The 17139-nt window shown below is 58.0% G+C and carries 15 protein-coding genes; 3 read left to right on the top strand and 12 right to left on the bottom strand.

Features of this window, described 5'->3' with window-relative positions:
• Positions 1 to 2: 2 nt before the first annotated feature.
• The gene (locus tag QPL94_RS10455) at positions 3 to 1349 is read right to left on the bottom strand and encodes a Na(+)-translocating NADH-quinone reductase subunit A (protein ID WP_285357215.1); all 1347 of its coding nucleotides are present in this window, start codon (positions 1347 to 1349) and stop codon (positions 3 to 5) included.
• A 345-nt stretch (positions 1350 to 1694) separates the two neighbouring features.
• Positions 1695 to 3164, bottom strand: coding sequence for a glyceraldehyde-3-phosphate dehydrogenase (locus tag QPL94_RS10450; RefSeq protein WP_285357213.1), 1470 nt, complete (start codon positions 3162 to 3164; stop codon positions 1695 to 1697).
• Positions 3165 to 3359: 195 nt separating this feature from the next.
• Here QPL94_RS10450 and mfd point away from each other — a divergent pair, with 195 nt between their 5' ends.
• Together mfd and QPL94_RS10440 are read left to right on the top strand one after the other, a co-directional pair.
• Positions 3360 to 6869: a transcription-repair coupling factor gene (gene mfd, locus QPL94_RS10445; protein ID WP_285357211.1), complete on the top strand. Its 3510-nt coding sequence runs from the start codon at positions 3360 to 3362 to the stop codon at positions 6867 to 6869.
• Between the two features lie 23 nt (positions 6870 to 6892).
• The gene (locus QPL94_RS10440) at positions 6893 to 7726 is read left to right on the top strand and encodes a CsiV family protein (RefSeq protein WP_285357210.1); all 834 of its coding nucleotides are present in this window, start codon (positions 6893 to 6895) and stop codon (positions 7724 to 7726) included.
• Here the strand turns inward: QPL94_RS10440 and QPL94_RS10435 are convergent.
• Genes QPL94_RS10435 through QPL94_RS10415 form a run of 5 tightly spaced genes read right to left on the bottom strand, consistent with a single transcriptional unit; the run spans position 7707 to position 11979 of the window.
• Positions 7707 to 8489 carry an S-methyl-5'-thioinosine phosphorylase gene (locus QPL94_RS10435; RefSeq protein WP_285357209.1) on the bottom strand — a complete coding sequence of 261 codons (783 nt, stop codon included), beginning with the start codon at positions 8487 to 8489 and terminating at the stop codon, positions 7707 to 7709. The two genes, QPL94_RS10440 and QPL94_RS10435, sit on opposite strands and share 20 nt — an antisense overlap.
• Positions 8490 to 8491: 2 nt before the next feature.
• Entirely contained in the window at positions 8492 to 9727 is a 1236-nt protein-coding gene (locus QPL94_RS10430) for a mechanosensitive ion channel family protein (RefSeq protein WP_285357207.1), read from the bottom strand.
• A 34-nt stretch (positions 9728 to 9761) separates the two neighbouring features.
• The gene (locus QPL94_RS10425; protein WP_285357206.1) at positions 9762 to 10292 is read right to left on the bottom strand and encodes a L,D-transpeptidase; all 531 of its coding nucleotides are present in this window, start codon (positions 10290 to 10292) and stop codon (positions 9762 to 9764) included.
• Between the two features lie 58 nt (positions 10293 to 10350).
• Positions 10351 to 11025: a TetR/AcrR family transcriptional regulator gene (locus tag QPL94_RS10420; RefSeq protein ID WP_285357204.1), complete on the bottom strand. Its 675-nt coding sequence runs from the start codon at positions 11023 to 11025 to the stop codon at positions 10351 to 10353.
• Positions 11026 to 11085: 60 nt separating this feature from the next.
• Positions 11086 to 11979: a hypothetical protein gene (locus QPL94_RS10415; protein ID WP_285357203.1), complete on the bottom strand. Its 894-nt coding sequence runs from the start codon at positions 11977 to 11979 to the stop codon at positions 11086 to 11088.
• A 206-nt stretch (positions 11980 to 12185) separates the two neighbouring features.
• On the opposite strand from QPL94_RS10415, the gene QPL94_RS10410 reads away from it, so the two are divergent.
• Positions 12186 to 12800 (top strand): riboflavin synthase subunit alpha, encoded by a 615-nt coding sequence (locus tag QPL94_RS10410; RefSeq protein WP_285357201.1) that lies wholly within the window; start codon positions 12186 to 12188, stop codon positions 12798 to 12800.
• On the opposite strand, the gene QPL94_RS10405 is transcribed toward QPL94_RS10410, so the two are convergent.
• The 5 genes from QPL94_RS10405 to can form a co-directional block, all read right to left on the bottom strand.
• Entirely contained in the window at positions 12779 to 13924 is a 1146-nt protein-coding gene (locus QPL94_RS10405) for a class I SAM-dependent methyltransferase (RefSeq protein WP_285357200.1), read from the bottom strand. The genes QPL94_RS10410 and QPL94_RS10405 overlap by 22 nt on opposite strands.
• A gap of 163 nt (positions 13925 to 14087) precedes the next feature.
• Positions 14088 to 14939 carry a UDP-2,3-diacylglucosamine diphosphatase gene (locus QPL94_RS10400; RefSeq protein ID WP_285357198.1) on the bottom strand — a complete coding sequence of 284 codons (852 nt, stop codon included), beginning with the start codon at positions 14937 to 14939 and terminating at the stop codon, positions 14088 to 14090.
• A gap of 82 nt (positions 14940 to 15021) precedes the next feature.
• A complete protein-coding gene (locus QPL94_RS10395) occupies positions 15022 to 16068 on the bottom strand; it encodes a methyltransferase (RefSeq protein WP_285357197.1) in 1047 nt (348 codons plus the stop codon).
• Positions 16069 to 16137: 69 nt separating this feature from the next.
• Positions 16138 to 16314 (bottom strand): hypothetical protein, encoded by a 177-nt coding sequence (locus tag QPL94_RS10390; RefSeq protein ID WP_285357196.1) that lies wholly within the window; start codon positions 16312 to 16314, stop codon positions 16138 to 16140.
• Between the two features lie 121 nt (positions 16315 to 16435).
• A complete protein-coding gene (gene can / locus QPL94_RS10385) occupies positions 16436 to 17113 on the bottom strand; it encodes a carbonate dehydratase (protein ID WP_285357195.1) in 678 nt (225 codons plus the stop codon).
• Positions 17114 to 17139 lie beyond the last annotated feature (26 nt).

Raw genomic sequence — 17139 nt, 5'->3', positions numbered from 1 at the left:
TGTTAGCCCTCGATCTCGATTCGGGTCAGGTTCTCACGGAGAATCGGACCGTATTCGTATTTACCCGGGCACACGAACGTGCACAGTGCCAGATCTTCTTCATCCAGTTCCAACGCACCCAGTTTCTGTGCCATCTCGGTGTCACCGACGATCAGCGAACGCAGCAGCTGCGTTGGCAGAATATCCAGTGGCATCACCTGCTCGTAAGCACCTACGGGCACCATGGCGCGTTCGCTGCCGTTGGTTGAGGTGGTGAAGTTGAACAGTTTGCTGCCCGCCAATTTTGACAGATAGATGTTCAGAACCGAGAACTTGTTCGGCCCCGGAGACAGCCAGCCCATAAACTCTCGCTTATAGCCTTCCTCCAGAACAGAAATCTGATTGGCAAAACGACCGAGATAGGCGCAGGGCCCATCACCGCGACGGCCACCAAACACGGAACCGGAAATCGTGCGAACCTCGCAGTCTGTGGCAATTTCACCCTCCAGAAGTTCCGTGAGGCTGGCGCCGATGCGGGTACGGATCATCCGTGGCTTCAGTGCCTTCGGCCCACCAACGGCGACGATCCGGTCTACCGGGAGCTCCCCGGTTTCGAACAGCTTGGCGATGTCGATAACGTCCTGGTAGCCGATACTCCACACCACCTTGTCGCCGGCAATCGGGTCAAGGTAGTGAATATGGGTACCGACATTGCCCGCCGGGTGAACACCATCAAACTGCTGCACTTCCACATTGTCGTCAGACGGAACCGGCACATCGGATCCTGGCTTACCGGTCACAAACACCTTGCCGTTCGTCAGCTTGGTGAGAATCTTCAGGCCCTGCTCAAAAGCGGCGCCGTTCTCACCGATGATGACCGTGGGGTCTGCCGCCAGAGGATTGGTGTCCATCACCGACACGAAGATGGAATGCGGTGCCGAGTCGATCGCAGGCACTTTGCTGTACGGACGAGTCTTGAAGGTCGTCCACAAACCGGATTCAACCAGGTTGTCGACAACCTGCTGACGCTCAAGGCCAGCAATATCGGAGGCGTCGTAGCGCGCAAATGTTTCCGCATCGTCGCCGTCAATCTCAATGACAATCGACTGGAACACGCGGCGCTCACCGCGGTTAATTTCTTTGACCACACCGGCTGCCGGTGAGGTATAACGAACGCCTTCGGTCTTCTTGTCCGTAAACAGCAGCGTACCGCGCTTTACACGGTCCCCTTCTTTCACAACCATCGTCGGCTTCATGCCGATGTAGTCAAAACCGATCAATGCCACGTGGCGAACGGGTTTGCCGTCAGTAATGGTCTGCTCAGGAGCGCCGCTGATGGGAAGATCCAGGCCTTTTTTGATCTTGATCATTAGCCTCATCCAATCATCAGAAACTGTTCGATGGATTTGTAACGCCCGACGCTTGCGGCCCAGGTATGCAATTCGGCCTGTACCGAATGGCGATGCCAGAGCAACGAATACTCCGGCGCCAGTTACATGCCGGGCATCCTGTTACAGAGCGCGATGGGAAGCGGGTGTCAGACGTACCCAAAATCGCGCCAATTATAGAGATTAAGGAATACTATTTCCACCAGAAACCCAGCGGACTTTGTGCCTGAACGTAAACACAGAGTGGTTTATAGACAACCAAAAAGAAACCCCGACCGCAAAAACGGCCGGGGTTTCCCCTGTTGCGCTGATCCTGTCAGGTGCTTATCAGTCCCTGGCCCGTTTCGGGAAGATCGGGTAGGTGACACCTGCCATCTGGTTAACCACACGGATAACCTGGGCGCTGTAACCCGCCTCATTGTCGTACCACACGTAGAGAATCAGGCGCTTGCCGTTAGCAATGGTGGCCTGGGCATCCACAATACCGGCATGGCGCGAACCGACAAAATCGGTAGAGACCACTTCCGGCGAGTTGACGAAATCGATCTGCTTCTGCAACTCGGAGTGCAGTGCCATGTCGCGGAGGTACTCATTGACCCCTTCAACCGTGACCTCTTTGGCCAGGTTCAGATTGAGAATGGCCATGGATACGTTCGGGGTCGGTACACGAATCGCGTTACCGGACAATTTGCCTTTGAGCTCCGGCAGTGCCTTGGCAACGGCCTTGGCGGCACCTGTTTCGGTAATTACCATGTTCAGGGGCGCACTGCGACCGCGACGGCTGCCCTTGTGGTAGTTGTCGATCAGGTTCTGGTCATTGGTGTAGGAATGCACCGTTTCAACATGGCCATCTTCGATGCCGTACTCATCAACGATCGCCTTGAGCACCGGCGTGATGGCGTTGGTGGTACAGGACGCCGCCGAGAGGATACGATCCTCACTGGTAATCCAGTCGTTATTGATACCGTGAACAATGTTCTTGATATCGCCCTTACCGGGCGCGGTCAACATCACCCGACTGACTCCCTTGGACTTCAGGTGCAGGCCAAGGCCTGCCTCATCACGCCAGATACCGGTGTTATCAATCACAATGGCGTTATTGATACCGTACTGAGTGTAATCCACCTGATCCGGGCCCGCGGAATAAATCACCTTGATGAAATTACCGTTGGCAATCAGCGCCGAATTCTCTTCATCCACGCTAATGGTGCCATTGAACGGACCATGAACCGAGTCGCGGCGCAGCAGGCTGGCCCGCTTCTCGAGGTCATTCTCGGCACCACCGTTGCGTACGACAATCGCACGCAGGCGAAGGTTGTTGCCGCCGCCGGCTTTTTCAATCAGGATGCGGGCCAGCAGGCGACCGATACGACCAAAACCATAAAGCACAACGTCTTTGGTGTCGTTTTCGGCGTCCTCTTCCGACTGGGTCTGGTACTGACCCACAATCGGGCCAATTTCGCGCTTCAGGAAATCCTCGAGGGAACCGCCCTCCTCCTTGAATTTCACGGCAAGCTTGCCAATATCCACATGGCCGCGCCCCAGATCCATACTGTCCATCGCCTGCAGGATAGGCAGGGTGTTATGGACTGACAGCTCACTATCCTCAACCTGGCGCACAAATCGGTGCGCTCGAATAATGTCGATGACCGACTGGTTAATAATGGAACGACCGTAAACGGACGTCACCACATTGTTTTTGCGGTAGAGACGGCCAATCAACGGAATCATGGCTTCCGCAGTGGATTCTCTTTCCGTCCAGTTAGACAGGTGCTGATTGATCTGTTCGTGACTCACGCTTGAACCTCGGCAGTTGGAACCTGGAAAATTGGGCGCACATTATCCAACGTTATGGGGCTAACAGCAAATACAGACCCCCCACTCCGCTCGTATCAGTATGCCGCTGTTGTCATGACAGCGCTATCTCTGGCCGGTAGAATACGCGCCTCGCCGTTATCCGGCCCGTCACTTTCCAGGAGAACCACAACGACCATGAGCCAAGGTGCCTCCCATTCCGAAAGACACGCCGTACTGGTGGCTCCCCCCGTTCCACACAAGGCAGCGGATCATCGAACCTGGGGCCAGTTACACGGCAGCGCCGACGCTCTGGCAATCTGTGAGAGCGCGCAGGCCCACACAGGACTGACACTGGTCATTACCCGCAGCACGGATGAAGCCATCCGGCTGGAACAGGCCATGCGTTTCTATCTCGGCCTGCCACCGGACGAGGACCAGGCCGCCATTACCCCTGACGGGCTCGAGGTGCTTTCCCTGCCGGACTGGGAAACCCTGCCATACGATCTGTTTTCGCCGCACCAGGACATTACCTCACGGCGCATCCGGGCCCTGCACCGGCTGCCCACCACCAGCCATGGCGTATTGGTGGTGCCGGCACGCACGCTGATGCACCGTTTGCCGCCGGTCAGTTACCTGCAAGGCAACACCCTGCTGCTGGAGGTGGGACAGTCGCTGGACATCGACACCTGGCGCCTGCAGCTGGAAGCCGCAGGTTACCGCCATGCCGAAAATGTCTATGAGCACGGCGAATATGCGGTAAGGGGCGCCATTCTGGACATTTTCCCCATGGGCGCGACCCGACCCTACCGGATTGACCTGTTCGACGATGAAATTGAAACCCTGCGCACCTTTGATCCGGAAACCCAGCGCTCCATCGACCGGATCGACAAAATAGAACTGCTTCCGGCCAACGAGTTTCCCTGGCACAAGGAAGCCCGCTCCGATTTTCGCAGCCGCTGGTTCGAGCAGTTCCCCCATGCCGACAAGAACTCACCGATTTACCAGGACGTAACCCACGGCATTACCCCGCCGGGGATCGAATACTACCTGCCACTGTTCTTCGAGCAGACCGCAACCCTGTTTGACTATCTGCCCGGGGAAACCCTGGTGTTTACGGCATCGGGTCTCCACCAAGCCGCAGAACATTTCGACGCCGATACCCGTGACCGCTATGAGGAACGCCGTCATGACCGGATGCGACCTATCCTGCCTCCGGCACAGCTGTTCCTGCAGCAAGACGAACTGTTTGGCCAGCTCAAGCATTTTCCGCGGGTAACGCTCACCACGGAAAACACGGAATCCGCCGGCGGCGTCAATTGTCCCACGGACGTATTGCCCGACGTTTCAATGGATGGTCGTGCCGCCGACCCTGCCGCCCGCCTCAAGCGATTCATCAATGATTTCCATGGCCGGATACTGATCTGTGCGGAGTCGTCAGGTCGCCGCGAGGCCCTGATCGAGAACCTCGCTGATCACGGGCTACAGCTAACCGCACTGGACAGCTGGCGGACATTCACAGATGATCCGGAAAACACGCTCGGCATTACCGTAGCCCCCATGGAATTCGGGCTGGTTCTGCCGCAGCAGCACGTCGCCCTGGTGACAGAAACGGCCCTGTTCGGTGAACGGGTATTGCAGCGTCGGCGGCGGGAGAAGCCCACCGAAACCGATGATTCCGGCTATCGCGACCTTTCCGAACTCAGGATTGGTGCTCCGGTGGTGCATATCGACCATGGCGTTGGCCGCTACCAGGGCCTGGAAACCATCACCGTGGAAGGGGAAGCCAGTGAATTCCTGATGCTGGAATACGCCGGCGGCTCGAAACTCTACGTGCCCGTGTCCAGCCTTCACCTGATTTCCCGGTACACCGGCTCCGACACCGATCACGCCCCCTTGCATAAACTGGGCACGGATCGCTGGAGCAATGCGAAACAGAAAGCGCTGGAGAAAATCCGCGACACCGCGGCCGAGCTGCTGGACGTCTACGCCCGCCGGGAAGCCCGCAAGGGTTTCTCCTTTGAGGACCCGAAGGAAGCCTACCGCGCGTTTGCTGCCGGCTTCCCCTTCGAGGAGACACCGGATCAGCAGGCGGCCATCGAAGCGGTGTTCGAAGACATGATCAGCGAAAAACCCATGGACCGGCTGGTCTGCGGGGACGTGGGTTTCGGCAAAACCGAGGTCGCCATGCGTGCGGCCTTTATGGCCACCTGGTCCGGCAAACAGGTGGCGGTGCTGGTGCCCACCACCCTGCTGGCGCAGCAGCATTACGAATCATTCCGGGACCGCTTTTCAGAGACTGCTGTCAGCGTGGAACTGCTCAGCCGCTTCCGCAGCGGCAGTCAGACCAGCAAGGCGCTGGCCGCTATCGAAGCCGGCAAGGCCGACATCGTGATCGGCACCCACAAACTGCTGCAGGGTGATATCAGGTTCAAAAACCTGGGACTGGTGATCATCGACGAGGAGCACCGTTTCGGCGTACAGCAGAAAGAGCGCCTGAAAGCGCTACGGGCCGAGGTCGACATGCTCAACCTGACGGCCACACCGATTCCCAGAACGCTGAACATGGCCATGGGGCATCTGCGGGACCTGTCCATCATTGCCACCCCGCCGGCCCGGCGTCTGTCGGTGAAGACCTTCGTGCGCCAGCGAGACGAAGCCATGGTCAAGGAAGCCATCCTGCGGGAGATCCTGCGGGGCGGCCAGGTGTATTTCCTCCACAACGATGTTGCCACCATCGAGAAAACCGCCGAGGAGTTACGGCGACTGATCCCCGAGGCCCGGGTAGGCGTTGCCCATGGCCAGATGCGCGAGCGTGACCTGGAACAGATCATGTCGGATTTCTACCACAAGCGTTTCAACGTCCTGGTGTGCACCACCATCATTGAAACCGGCATCGACATTCCCAGCGCCAACACCATTATTATCGAGCGGGCGGACAAATTCGGCCTTGCCCAGCTGCACCAACTGCGAGGCCGTGTCGGACGCTCCCACCACCAGGCCTATGCCTACCTGCTGACACCTCCGCCCAGAGCCATCACCGCGGATGCCAAAAAGCGCCTGGAAGCCATCTCCGAAGCGCAGGACCTGGGCGCCGGGTTCATGCTGGCCACCCACGACCTGGAAATTCGCGGGGCCGGAGAACTGTTGGGAGAGGAGCAGAGCGGCCAGATAGAGAGCATCGGCTTTACCCTGTATATGCAGCTATTGGATGAAGCCGTGCAGGCCATTCGCGAGGGCAGAACCCCGAATGCGGAACTGCCCCTGAGCCATGGCACCGAAATGAACCTGCGGATACCCGCGTTGATTCCCGATGACTACCTGCCCGACGTTCACAATCGGCTGATGCTGTACAAACGGATTGCCAGCGTCAGCGACAAGGACGGATTAAAAGAACTTCAGGTTGAGATGATCGATCGCTTCGGTTTATTACCGGAGCCGGCAAAGAACCTGATCCGCCAGTCGGAGTTGAGGATCCGCGCTGAAGCCCTCGGAATCGTGAAAGTGGACGCCGGTAAAGAGTGGGCCAGGCTGGAGTTTGGCAGTTCAACCCCCGTGGATCCGCTGGTTCTGGTTAAAAAAGTGCAATCCTCGCCAGACCGGTATCGCCTTGAAGGGGCCAACAGTTTTCGTTTCCGGCTGAACGACACCTCAACCAGTGGTAAACTCGACGGCATTTCCGACATGCTGGGCCAGCTGGTTTCATGATGCGCCCGGCCCAGAGGCCCGAGATGAACAACAGGAACATTGGAGCAAAGCCCTTGCGAACGCCCGGTAACTTATTGCTTGGAAAGTCCACCTTCATTTTTGCGGTCGTGCTGGCCCTGTCACCACTGGTGTCCGCCCAGCAGACTTCCGGACAGGCCGCTTCGACAGAGGCCCGTGAAGACTACTATCGTGCTGAATTCGTTATCCTGGAACGCAAGGTTGAACCGGACGCCATCAACGAACGAATGGCCGGCCGGATACCGGAGCCACCCAACCCGGACGTCACCGAAATTCTGCGGGCAGTGGACGGCAATGGCACCGTGGAGACGACACGGGATCTGGTTCCGCGCAGCGAACTCCACCTCAACTCAGCCGCCAACCGACTGGAGAACAGTGGCCGGTACCGGATACTTCTGGCAGCCGGCTGGTATCAGTCTTTCCCCCCCGATTTTGAGGGGGAACCACTGCGGGTCGCCATCGGAGACTGGCTGGCGGAGGCGGGGCACCGCGACGTAGAAGGACATATCACCATTGACCGGCAACGCTACCTGCATGTTGATGTGCATCTCAATCACTGGCAACCCATGCCGCGCACGGAAGAAACGGTCGATGTGATGGCGAGCGCCCCGGAAGAGGACCAGCCGTCTGATACCGGCGAGACCAGTGACGAAGGCACCGGGAGCGTCAGCGAAACGGCAGTACAGCCGGAGCAGGCAGCTATTTCGGGCATCAATTGGCCAAGAGCGGAATTGCTGACCTGGATTCGTGAAACCCGCCGCATGCGTAGCGAGGAAGTCCATTTCCTGGACTCCCCCACCATCGGCGTATTGGTTTTCTTCAAGAAAATTGAGGAGTAAGGGCGCCCAGGCCACTCATTGACACTTCGAGGATCCGCTTGATACCAGACATGCCCTGGTCGATGGCGGCCTCGATTTCCGCCATGGTAATGATGTGGTCCGATTTGCCGGCCGCATGGTTTACCACCAGCGCCAGGCAGACGTAGTTCATCTTCAATTCGGCCGCCAGCGCAGCCTCGGGCATGCCGGTCATGCCTACCAGGTCACAACCATCACGTTCCAGGCGCAACACCTCAGCGGCCGTTTCCAGCCTTGGCCCCTGGGTAGCCCCATAAACACCGAAATCAGAGAACGGCAGGCCCTGGTCCCGGGCGGCAGCAATCAGCAGCTCACGTGCCTTCCGGGTGTAAGGCCAGGTGAAATCAATATGGGTGGTTTCATCCAGTTCACCCTCGAAAAAGGTGCTCGCCCTGCCCCAGGTGTAATCGATAATCTGGTCAGGGATCACGATGTGCGCCGGCCCCATGTCCGGATGAATGCCGCCCACAGCATTCACCCCCACCACAGAGCGAACACCCGCATCATGGAGTGCCTGCAGGTTGGCCCGATAGTTGACCTGGTGCGGCGGTATGCGATGAGGGTTGCCATGGCGGGCCAGAAAGACCACCGCCTGATCTCCGAGACGCCCCTCAACCAGCGCCGACGACGGTTGCCCCCAGGGCGTATCCACGGGACGCTCGGCGGTTATCTCAAGCCCTGACAGGGTTGAAAGGCCGGTGCCACCAATAATGCCAACCGGGGGGTTGTTATCCGCTGTACCCATGATCAATTCCCTGTTGCCTCGGCGCTGTCACCCTGAGTTTCCGTCGAACCTTCGCTGCCGTCCACCGGAGCGCGGCTGCTACCCGGTTCGGCATTGGAGGCTTCACCACTGTCCCCCTTTCCGGCCTGGTTACTGGCCACGCGCACGCCGTCCGGCATGTGAAGAGTACGGGTGGGAAAGGCAACCTCGGCGCCATAGCCCTCAATAATATCACTGATTTTCAGCAGCACGTCCTGCTTGACCTCGTGAAACCGCACCCACTGAATGGTTTTGGTGAAGGTGTAAACCATGATATCCAGGGAAGACGCGTTGAAAGCCAGGAAATTGACAATCAGGGTCTGGTCGTGGTCGATATCTTCATGATTTTCCAACATGGTACGGATGTCAGCGACGATCGTGGCCATCTGGCCGACATCCGCATAGCGGATTCCAATCGTCTCTGAAATCCGCCGATTGAACATGCGGGACGGGTTCTCGACAGCAACCTGCGTAAAGACGGCGTTCGGAACATAGAGCGGGCGCTTGTCAAACGTGCGGACCGTGGTCAGGCGCCAGCCGATGTGCTCGACTGTACCTTCGATATTACGATCCGGGGAACGAATCCAGTCGCCCACTTTAAAAGGCCGGTCCAGGTGGATAATAAATCCGCCAAAAAAATTGGCCAGCAAGTCCTTCGCCGCAAAACCGACCGCGATACCGCCGACACCACCGAACGCCAACACACCAGAAATGCTGTAGCCCAAAGACTGGAGAGCAATCAGCACTGCGGTAATGATCACCACCGCCCGGGAAAGCTTGCTCACCGCGTTAACGGTGGTGTAGTCCATCGGAGTTTTCATCTTGAGGGGCGAGGTCAGTATTTCCTCTCCCTGCTTGATAAACCTCAACAGGGTCCACACCAGCAACCAGACGAAACCAATCTGCAGCAGTGTGTCATTGACGGAAAATATCTCGGCATCCGAGTAGCGGTGAGCCACCTCCGCAGCCCAGTACACCCCCTGCAACCAGACAAAGGCAACAACCGGCTTTCTGGCAGCGTGCAGCAATGCATCGTCCCAGGCGTTGTCGGTTTTCTTGAAACGCCGCTCGATGGCGCCCACGACAAAACTGGCAATGTAGGCAACCACAGCGGTCCCGAACACCAGGGCAAACACCACGAGTCCGACCCGCCAGCCCTCCGACAGCAGGCTCCAGTCCTGAATCCAGTCATTCACTATGGAAGGCGTTTCTTCAATCATCAGTTCTCTCGGTTCCGTCAGTTCAGGGATGGACTTATCGTATCAACACCGGTGTGCCCGGCTTCACCCGGCTGTACAAATCGACGACGTCTGTGTTTCGCATGCGGACACAGCCATGGGAACGCGGAACACCCATGGGTTCGGAGTCCGGTGTGCCGTGAATGTATATGAAGCGACGAAAACTATCGACCCCGGGGCCGCGATTTTTGCCGGATTCCAGGCCGCATAGCCAGAGAATTCGGGACAGTATCCAGTCCCGCTCCGGAAACTGTCGGGCAAGGTCCGCCGAATACACTTCTCCGGTCGGCCTGCGGGCGACAAAAACACTGTTCAGGGGAACACCGCCACCGACCATTGCCCGCACATAATGACTCCCCCTGGGTGTGCAGCCGCTGCTATGGCGCTCACCAGGGCCATTGAGTGCTGTGGAGACCGGGTAGGAGATTGAAGAGGTGGCGTCTTCCGGAAACAGGGTCAGTGTCTGTCTGGCCAGGTCGATTTCAATTCCCGGCGCTGTTCCGGACACATTCACGGGCACTGGGGGGGAAACAGAATCACTTGGCATGCGGCGTTGCACTCCCGGCAGACGAGTCAGACGGGAAGCCTAACCGAGAGTGGGCAATTCAGGCAACTGAGCTGTTATGGGCAGGGGGCAACAGCATGGCGTCCTCGGCCTGCATTCCGGCTGCAAGGAATGGCACCAGTCTGGCCGCGATTTCCTGAACCGTGGTTTCCACGCCCAGCTTGTTCTGCAGGATATCCCTCAGGGCGTCGCTGCTGGACATGGTAAAGGCCGTGGCACCCAGCATGAACTGAATCCGCCAGTAGCGATCCACAGACGACAGCTGCGGCGTGGCCTCTTTCAGCAGGCGCATGAAACGGCTGAATGGCTGGCTGTATTCCTGCTCGAGAAATTTGCGGAGATGCCCCTGGGACTGGGTATAGGCCAGGCCAAGCAGGCGCATGAAGATGGAGATGCCCTTCTCATTGCGCTGGGGCATACGCACAGCACTTTCTGTCAGTGCCCACAGGGTCTGGTTCAGCGTGGGTGGTTCGCCATCACAGCGCGCCTCGAGATCATCAAAGGCGTTCTCGAGTGTCGCCGAAAATGGCGTGAGAAAGCGGGCGAACACCGCATGAATCAGGGCATTCTTGGAGCCAAAATGATAATTGACAGCGGCCAGATTTACCTTAGCCTTACTGGTAATCATCCGCAGGGAGGTTTCAGAAAACCCCCGCTCTGCGAAAAGCTCTTCCGCTGCATCCAGAATCCGGTCAACCGTATCAGACTGCGCCATTTTATTATCAATGCCTCTAGCAAACGTCTGTTTGAAACATACGTTTGACCAGCAATCTTGTCAAGCTCTGGCCTCCGGCTCGGACGCCACTGATTCCCAGCCCTTGTCGATTGCCTGCTGATGCCCTTCGAAGAATGCCTGCTGGGCCCGGGTGTAGGCTTTCTCCGCCTCAAGAATATACACCAGGTAGAGACGGACGTGTTCCCGGCGTGTCATATTCCTGGCCAGTACCCGGCGCTCAGACAGTGCCAGGAGTTCACTGAAACGCGTGGCCTTGAGAGTTGGATTGAATTCAGCCATGCGGGCACATTGCCACACCAGGCCTTCTTTTCCTTCCAGGTGCTCAATGTGTTTGCGTGCGTCCCGCATTAGCCGCTGACGGCGGATGATCAGGTCCATGTGCGAGGGGCGGGAGGTATACAAACGACGAACTGTCGGCATCCCCATCAACAAAATAATAACAAACGCACCAAATCCACCGCCAGCAATCCAGGCAGGCACGAAACCGGTCATACCACTTAAAAAGACAATCGCTGCCAGCAACGCACTGAACAGCCACAAATCCCGGTTCCGCCGCGCCGCAGAGAGTGAGTAGTTGTCAGGCCAGTCCGGCAATGCCAACAGTTCAAAGTCCAGCAGTAACACCCGGTCGCACTGCCGCAGCATCAGCCTCAGCTTGCGCTGGCGGGATTCTGCCAGGGTTTTTTCGATACTCTTGGAATCATCGCTGTCCCTCTCCAGCTCACCGGAGCCTGTGGCAGCCGCTGTGTCGTTCCGGCCGGGTACGGCGACCTCCTGGCCAGCTTCAGAGTGCACGGCGTCGGTGGATGCAGCATCGGCAGTCACATCCCGCCCTTCAGGCGCAGGGGGCTGAGGATCCGCAGGACGCCCTCTCCGCAGCAGGGGCTCCTCCGGATTGGTGCTCTGCCGGACTGTACTCTGGTTCTCTGCCATTACTGGTTACCCGTTGACGATGCCCGGGCCAACAGCTTCTTATCTGTGCCCGCTTTCATTGTCTATCGACCACACCGGAGGATCCTTGAGCCCGAGGGGATGGCGGCGTAGTGCCAAACACGGCTTGGCATGTCGCCATGCTATCGCTATCCTTGCCTCTTCCAGTGTAGCCGGGACCGGCCACTAACGTCGTTAGAGGGGACTGAATGTTTACAGGTATTGTTCAGGGTGTTGCCACCATTGACAGCCTGGCCGCCGAGCCGGGACTCAGCAGCTTCGCGATCCGTTTTCCCGAAGAGCAGGTTCACGGCGTTACGATCGGGGCGTCTGTCGCTATCAATGGCACCTGCCTGACCGTCACCCGGCAGGAAGGCAGCCGGCTATACTTCGATGCCATGCAGGAGACTCTGCGGGCAACCACCCTGGGGGAACTGAAACCCGGGGACCGGATCAATTTCGAAAGGGCTGCCAGGATCGGCGACGAAATAGGCGGGCATCTGCTGTCCGGACACATTCATACCACCGCAGACATCGTGGCGATCGACCGCCCCGAGAACAACTGCACCCTGGAATTCGAGGTGCCGGAATCCTGGGCCAGATACATCTTTCCCAAGGGCTACATTGCCATTAACGGATGCAGCCTCACCATCGGGGAGGTTCGGGGTAACCGTTTCAACGTGTACCTGATTCCGGAAACCCTGCGGGCCACGACCTTTGGTGATGTCGCCGTTGGCGACCGGGTAAACATCGAAATTGACAGCCAGACCCAGACCATCGTCGATACTCTGGCACGAATGGGCTACGACCGACCGGCCTCCTGATTGCCAGCTTCGAAGACCACGAATCTCGGGTCCGCATCCAGCTGGCGAACCGTTGAAAAGAGGCGCCTGAGGCTGCGGTGATACCCCAGATGACGATTACCCACCATCAGCATTCGTCCGCTGGGTTCCAGGTGGCGGGCGACCTGCCGGAACAGCCGCAGGGCAATATGATCCCCGACCACACCGCCTTCGTGGAATGGAGGATTCAGTAATACCAGCTCAAAACGGCCGGCATCTTCAGGAATACCATCATTATGGTGGAATGCAACCTCGGCCGAGGGGAAGGCCTCTGAAACATTGTCACGGGCACTGACCACAGCCTGGCTGGAGACATCTGAAAATGTCACAGCCAACGCCGGGTTTGCTGCCAGCGCCGCCAGGCCCAGCACACCATTGCCGCAGGCAAGATCCAGAACCCGGGCACCGGCAGACAGACCGGCAGCCTCACGTTTAACCAACGGCAGAAGCAGCCGGGTACCAATATCCAGTTTGTCCCTGGCAAACACGTTGGGCATCGCACTTATTGTTTGTTCTGAGTCCGGTAGCCGGTACCCCTTCCATAAATCATCCCAGTTTCTCAGGGTCTGATCCCCTGGCGCAGCGACAATCACCCTTGCCTTTTTACGGGCCGGGCATACTTCCCGGGTGTGCACCAGATCCGCGAATACGCCGGCACTGCTGTCCGGCAGATGCTTGATCATGCCCCCGGCGATGAGCACACCGTCAGAGTCAAGCACGCCGTTCACCCATCGTAGCAGGCAGGTCAGATAGTCCACCTGCCTGGGAATACGCATGACCACCAGATCAAATGGACCTTCCGGTGGCGACAGCCAGCTTGATGGCTCCGCCATGTCCTGTCCGGAGGGCGTGTTGATGATCAGTGCAGACGCCAGCGAACGGCTGTCCGCAAAGGAAACCGGTGCAAATGACGCCAGCCCGAGCGTCAGTGCACCGAACTGGTCGTCTACAATGAGTACGCGGGGACAGGATTCCGGGCTAAAACGCGCAAAGGTCTGCTCCAGCAGCAGCTCATCCGCCGCGTCCCAGGCCCGCAGGGAGCGACCACCACCAGGGCGCTTCAGAGGCAGGGAGAGACCACTCACTTCCAGCACGTCACTTGTCATTTCGGGCTTCCGTTATTCTCTTTTGAAACAGCGGACATTCTAGGCTGATTATTCTAGAAATTAACCCTACTCTGTGCAGACGATTTCAGGTTGCTCCGCTTTTTTTGGAAGCCAACCTCTTTTGCCCCTTACCCCAGGGGCTTTTTTTCGTCCTGGAAAACCCTCACTTGGGCGCGGCGTTTATGCTTTCAATGAATGCCGGAGACAATACGTCGACAACGGGGCGCTGGCCACGGGAAAATTCAGGGGCAGGCGCGGACGGCTCCGTGGCAATGATACCGGGTTGCTCGGACCAGTGCAGTATATCCAGGCGGCCGTCCTGTTGCTCCACCAGCGCCGTACAGTGTTCCACCCAGTCCCCGTCATTGCAGTACAGGCCCTCCTGGCTGCGAAGAAAACCGGCAGAGTGGATGTGACCACAGATAAAGCCATCATAGTGGCCTCGCTCCGCCGCCGTTAGAGCGGCCAGTTCAAATCGGCGAATGAAAGACCTCGCCTTGCCAATGCGGCTCTTCACCCACGCCGCCAACGACCAGTAAGGTTTCCGGCGCAGCCTTCGCCAGGCATTGAACCAGCGGTTCAGACGCAGCAAGACGCCATGTGCACGGTCTCCCACCAGCAGCATCAACGGGCTGCACCTCACCACCTGGTCAAACTGGTCACCATGGCAGACCACGAAACGGCGGCCGTCCGCGGTGGTGTGAATGGCTTTGTGCTTGAGCTCGATGCCCGCCAGGGTCTGGCCACAAAAATGCCTGAGAAAGTCATCGTGGTTGCCGGGTACATAGATAACCCGCGTGCCGGCGTTGGCAATGGCCATGAACCGCCGCACGACCGCCTGATGGCTTTCCGGAAAATGTACCCGGCGCTGCATGGCAATCAGATCGACAATATCACCCACCAGGTACAGTGTGTCGCAGCTGATATTATCGAGAAAATCCAGAAGGTATTCGGCCTGGCAGTCGGCTGACCCCAGGTGTACATCGGATATGAAAACACTCCGGTACTGATGCATCGGCTTCTCCCACCGGACGGACCAAGGACTACAGGTACCTTGTCCGACGGCAGTGACGAGCGTGTGACAATCGTACGACAGTTCAGTGACGACGGGCAGACCAGACGGTAAAACGCTTGTCGGCGGCAATGGCTTTAACCGGCCCCACATGGCGGCGAATCAGCTCCTGGTAAGGCAGGAAGCTGTTGGCCACCAGCCGTAACTCACCACCCGGTTCCAGGTGCCCTGCCACCTGCTTCAGAAACTGTTCTGTCATCGATGTATCTGTCCGGATACCCGTGTGAAAGGGAGGGTTACTCACTACCGCAGCGTATTTGCCCTGCACACGGTCCAAACCATCCGAGGCGGTAATAACACCGCTAACATTGGCGCGCTGATAGGTAGAGCGGGCGCAAATCACAGCCTGGGACTGCACATCCACTCCATCCACGGGTGTTTCTGACTGTCCCTGTTTGCGCTGGCAGAGCTGAAGCCAGGTACCGATAACCCCGGCGCCACAGGCGAAATCCAGCACTGGCCCCGCTTTCAGGGGGAACTCGGCGAGTGAGTCCAGGAGCATGGTAGTACCGGCGTCCAGCTCACCGGCGCTGAAAATTCCGGGCAATCCGGCCACGTCGAAGCGGATACCGGCAGATTCAACCCGGTGCCACTCCAGCCACTGGCGCACATCGAACGCTTCCGATGGTTCCAGGTTATCAGCCCGCCAGACCTGGCAATGCCGGGCGCTGTCAATCTTGACGGCCTGGGGCGCCACGGTTTTGAGCTGTTTCACGGCGCCGGCGATGCCTTCCTTTTTTTCACCCACAAGAATCAGACGGGCATCCTTTGCCGCAAGCCAGCCCGCAAGTTCCAGCCGCAGTGCCAGTTCGGCCCGCGCCTTGGGAAGGAAAACCACCACCGTATCAACGCCGGCCGGAGCCAGTGCAGCGTCGTCATAGCCGAATACGGCGGTCCAGCCATCAACGGTATTGAGTTGCTGCCAGAGACCAAAATGCTCAGTCAGTACCAGACCAGACTGTGCAAGGATGGGAACCATGGAAATATCTACAGGGCCAAGCACTGCCAGACGGCCGCGCAGGTGTTCGTGGTTTTTCAGGAGTGCTTCGTGGGAGTTGGGCAACACAGACATTGTTGGACTATTCCGGTCTCGGTATCAGGCGGAATACTCTAACCGGAATAAAGCCCGGAGTCTCGGCCCTTACTTGTACCGCGCGACCGTATTGGCACGCAATGCATCTTCGGGAGACATCCCCCAATCCTCGGAGGAAGCGGGCTGGGATGCGGCGTGATTGGTTCTGCGACGGGCCTCTGCCACCTGCGACGCTTTACGCTGGTTCAGTGCGCTAAGGGCTTTCTGCATGATTTCTCGCATCATTAACCTCCTCGATTGCTACAAACCCAGTGTAACAAGCAAGGTAGCGAGTAACTGTGATGACTGCGAGGGTCAGATAGTGACGCCCGTCACGAATAATTGACACAATTTGACACTATTGGCGTCACTTTTTTTGACGCCCCGAGCGAACCGGCCTTAACACCAGTTCGTCAACGCTGTTCTGCTTGACGCTCTCGCGGTCCGCCTCGGAGGCAATGGAAAGACCCATATCCCGCAGGATACCGTCGGCCACGTCATAGACGAAACCATGAACGGTCAGCGGCTGCCCTCTGCGCCAGGCTTCCTGGACAATGCTGTTCTGGCACACATGCCCGACCTGCTCAACGACGTTAAGCTCGCACAACCGATCAACGCGGTCCTGGTCCGTTGCCAACCCGTCGAGCACATGCTGATGCTTGTCACGAACGTCCTGAACGTGCCGCAACCAGTTCGATATCAGCCCAAAGCCTTCGTCATGCAACGCCGCCTTGACGCCACCACAACCGTAGTGACCCACAACCAGGATGTGCTTCACCTTGAGTACGTCAATGGCGAACTGGAGTACCGACAGACAATTGAAATCGGTGTGCACCACCACGTTCGCGACATTGCGGTGCACAAACAGCTCACCGGGCATCAAATCAACGATCTGGTTCGCCGGCACCCGGCTGTCTGCGCACCCGATCCAGAGATACTCAGGGGCTTGCTGATTGGAAAGCCGTGTAAAAAACTCCGGGTCCTGACTCTTGATGCTGTCCGCCCACGCCCTGTTTTTATCCAGCAATTTATCGAGCTGCCCCATCGAACCTCCTGTCTGCATATTTACGA

The organism is Marinobacter sp. SS13-12, from assembly GCF_030227115.1.
GTDB lineage: Bacteria > Pseudomonadota > Gammaproteobacteria > Pseudomonadales > Oleiphilaceae > Marinobacter.
The sequence above is the reverse complement of the archived record's forward strand: the minus strand, read 5'-3'. Positions and strand labels throughout refer to the sequence as shown.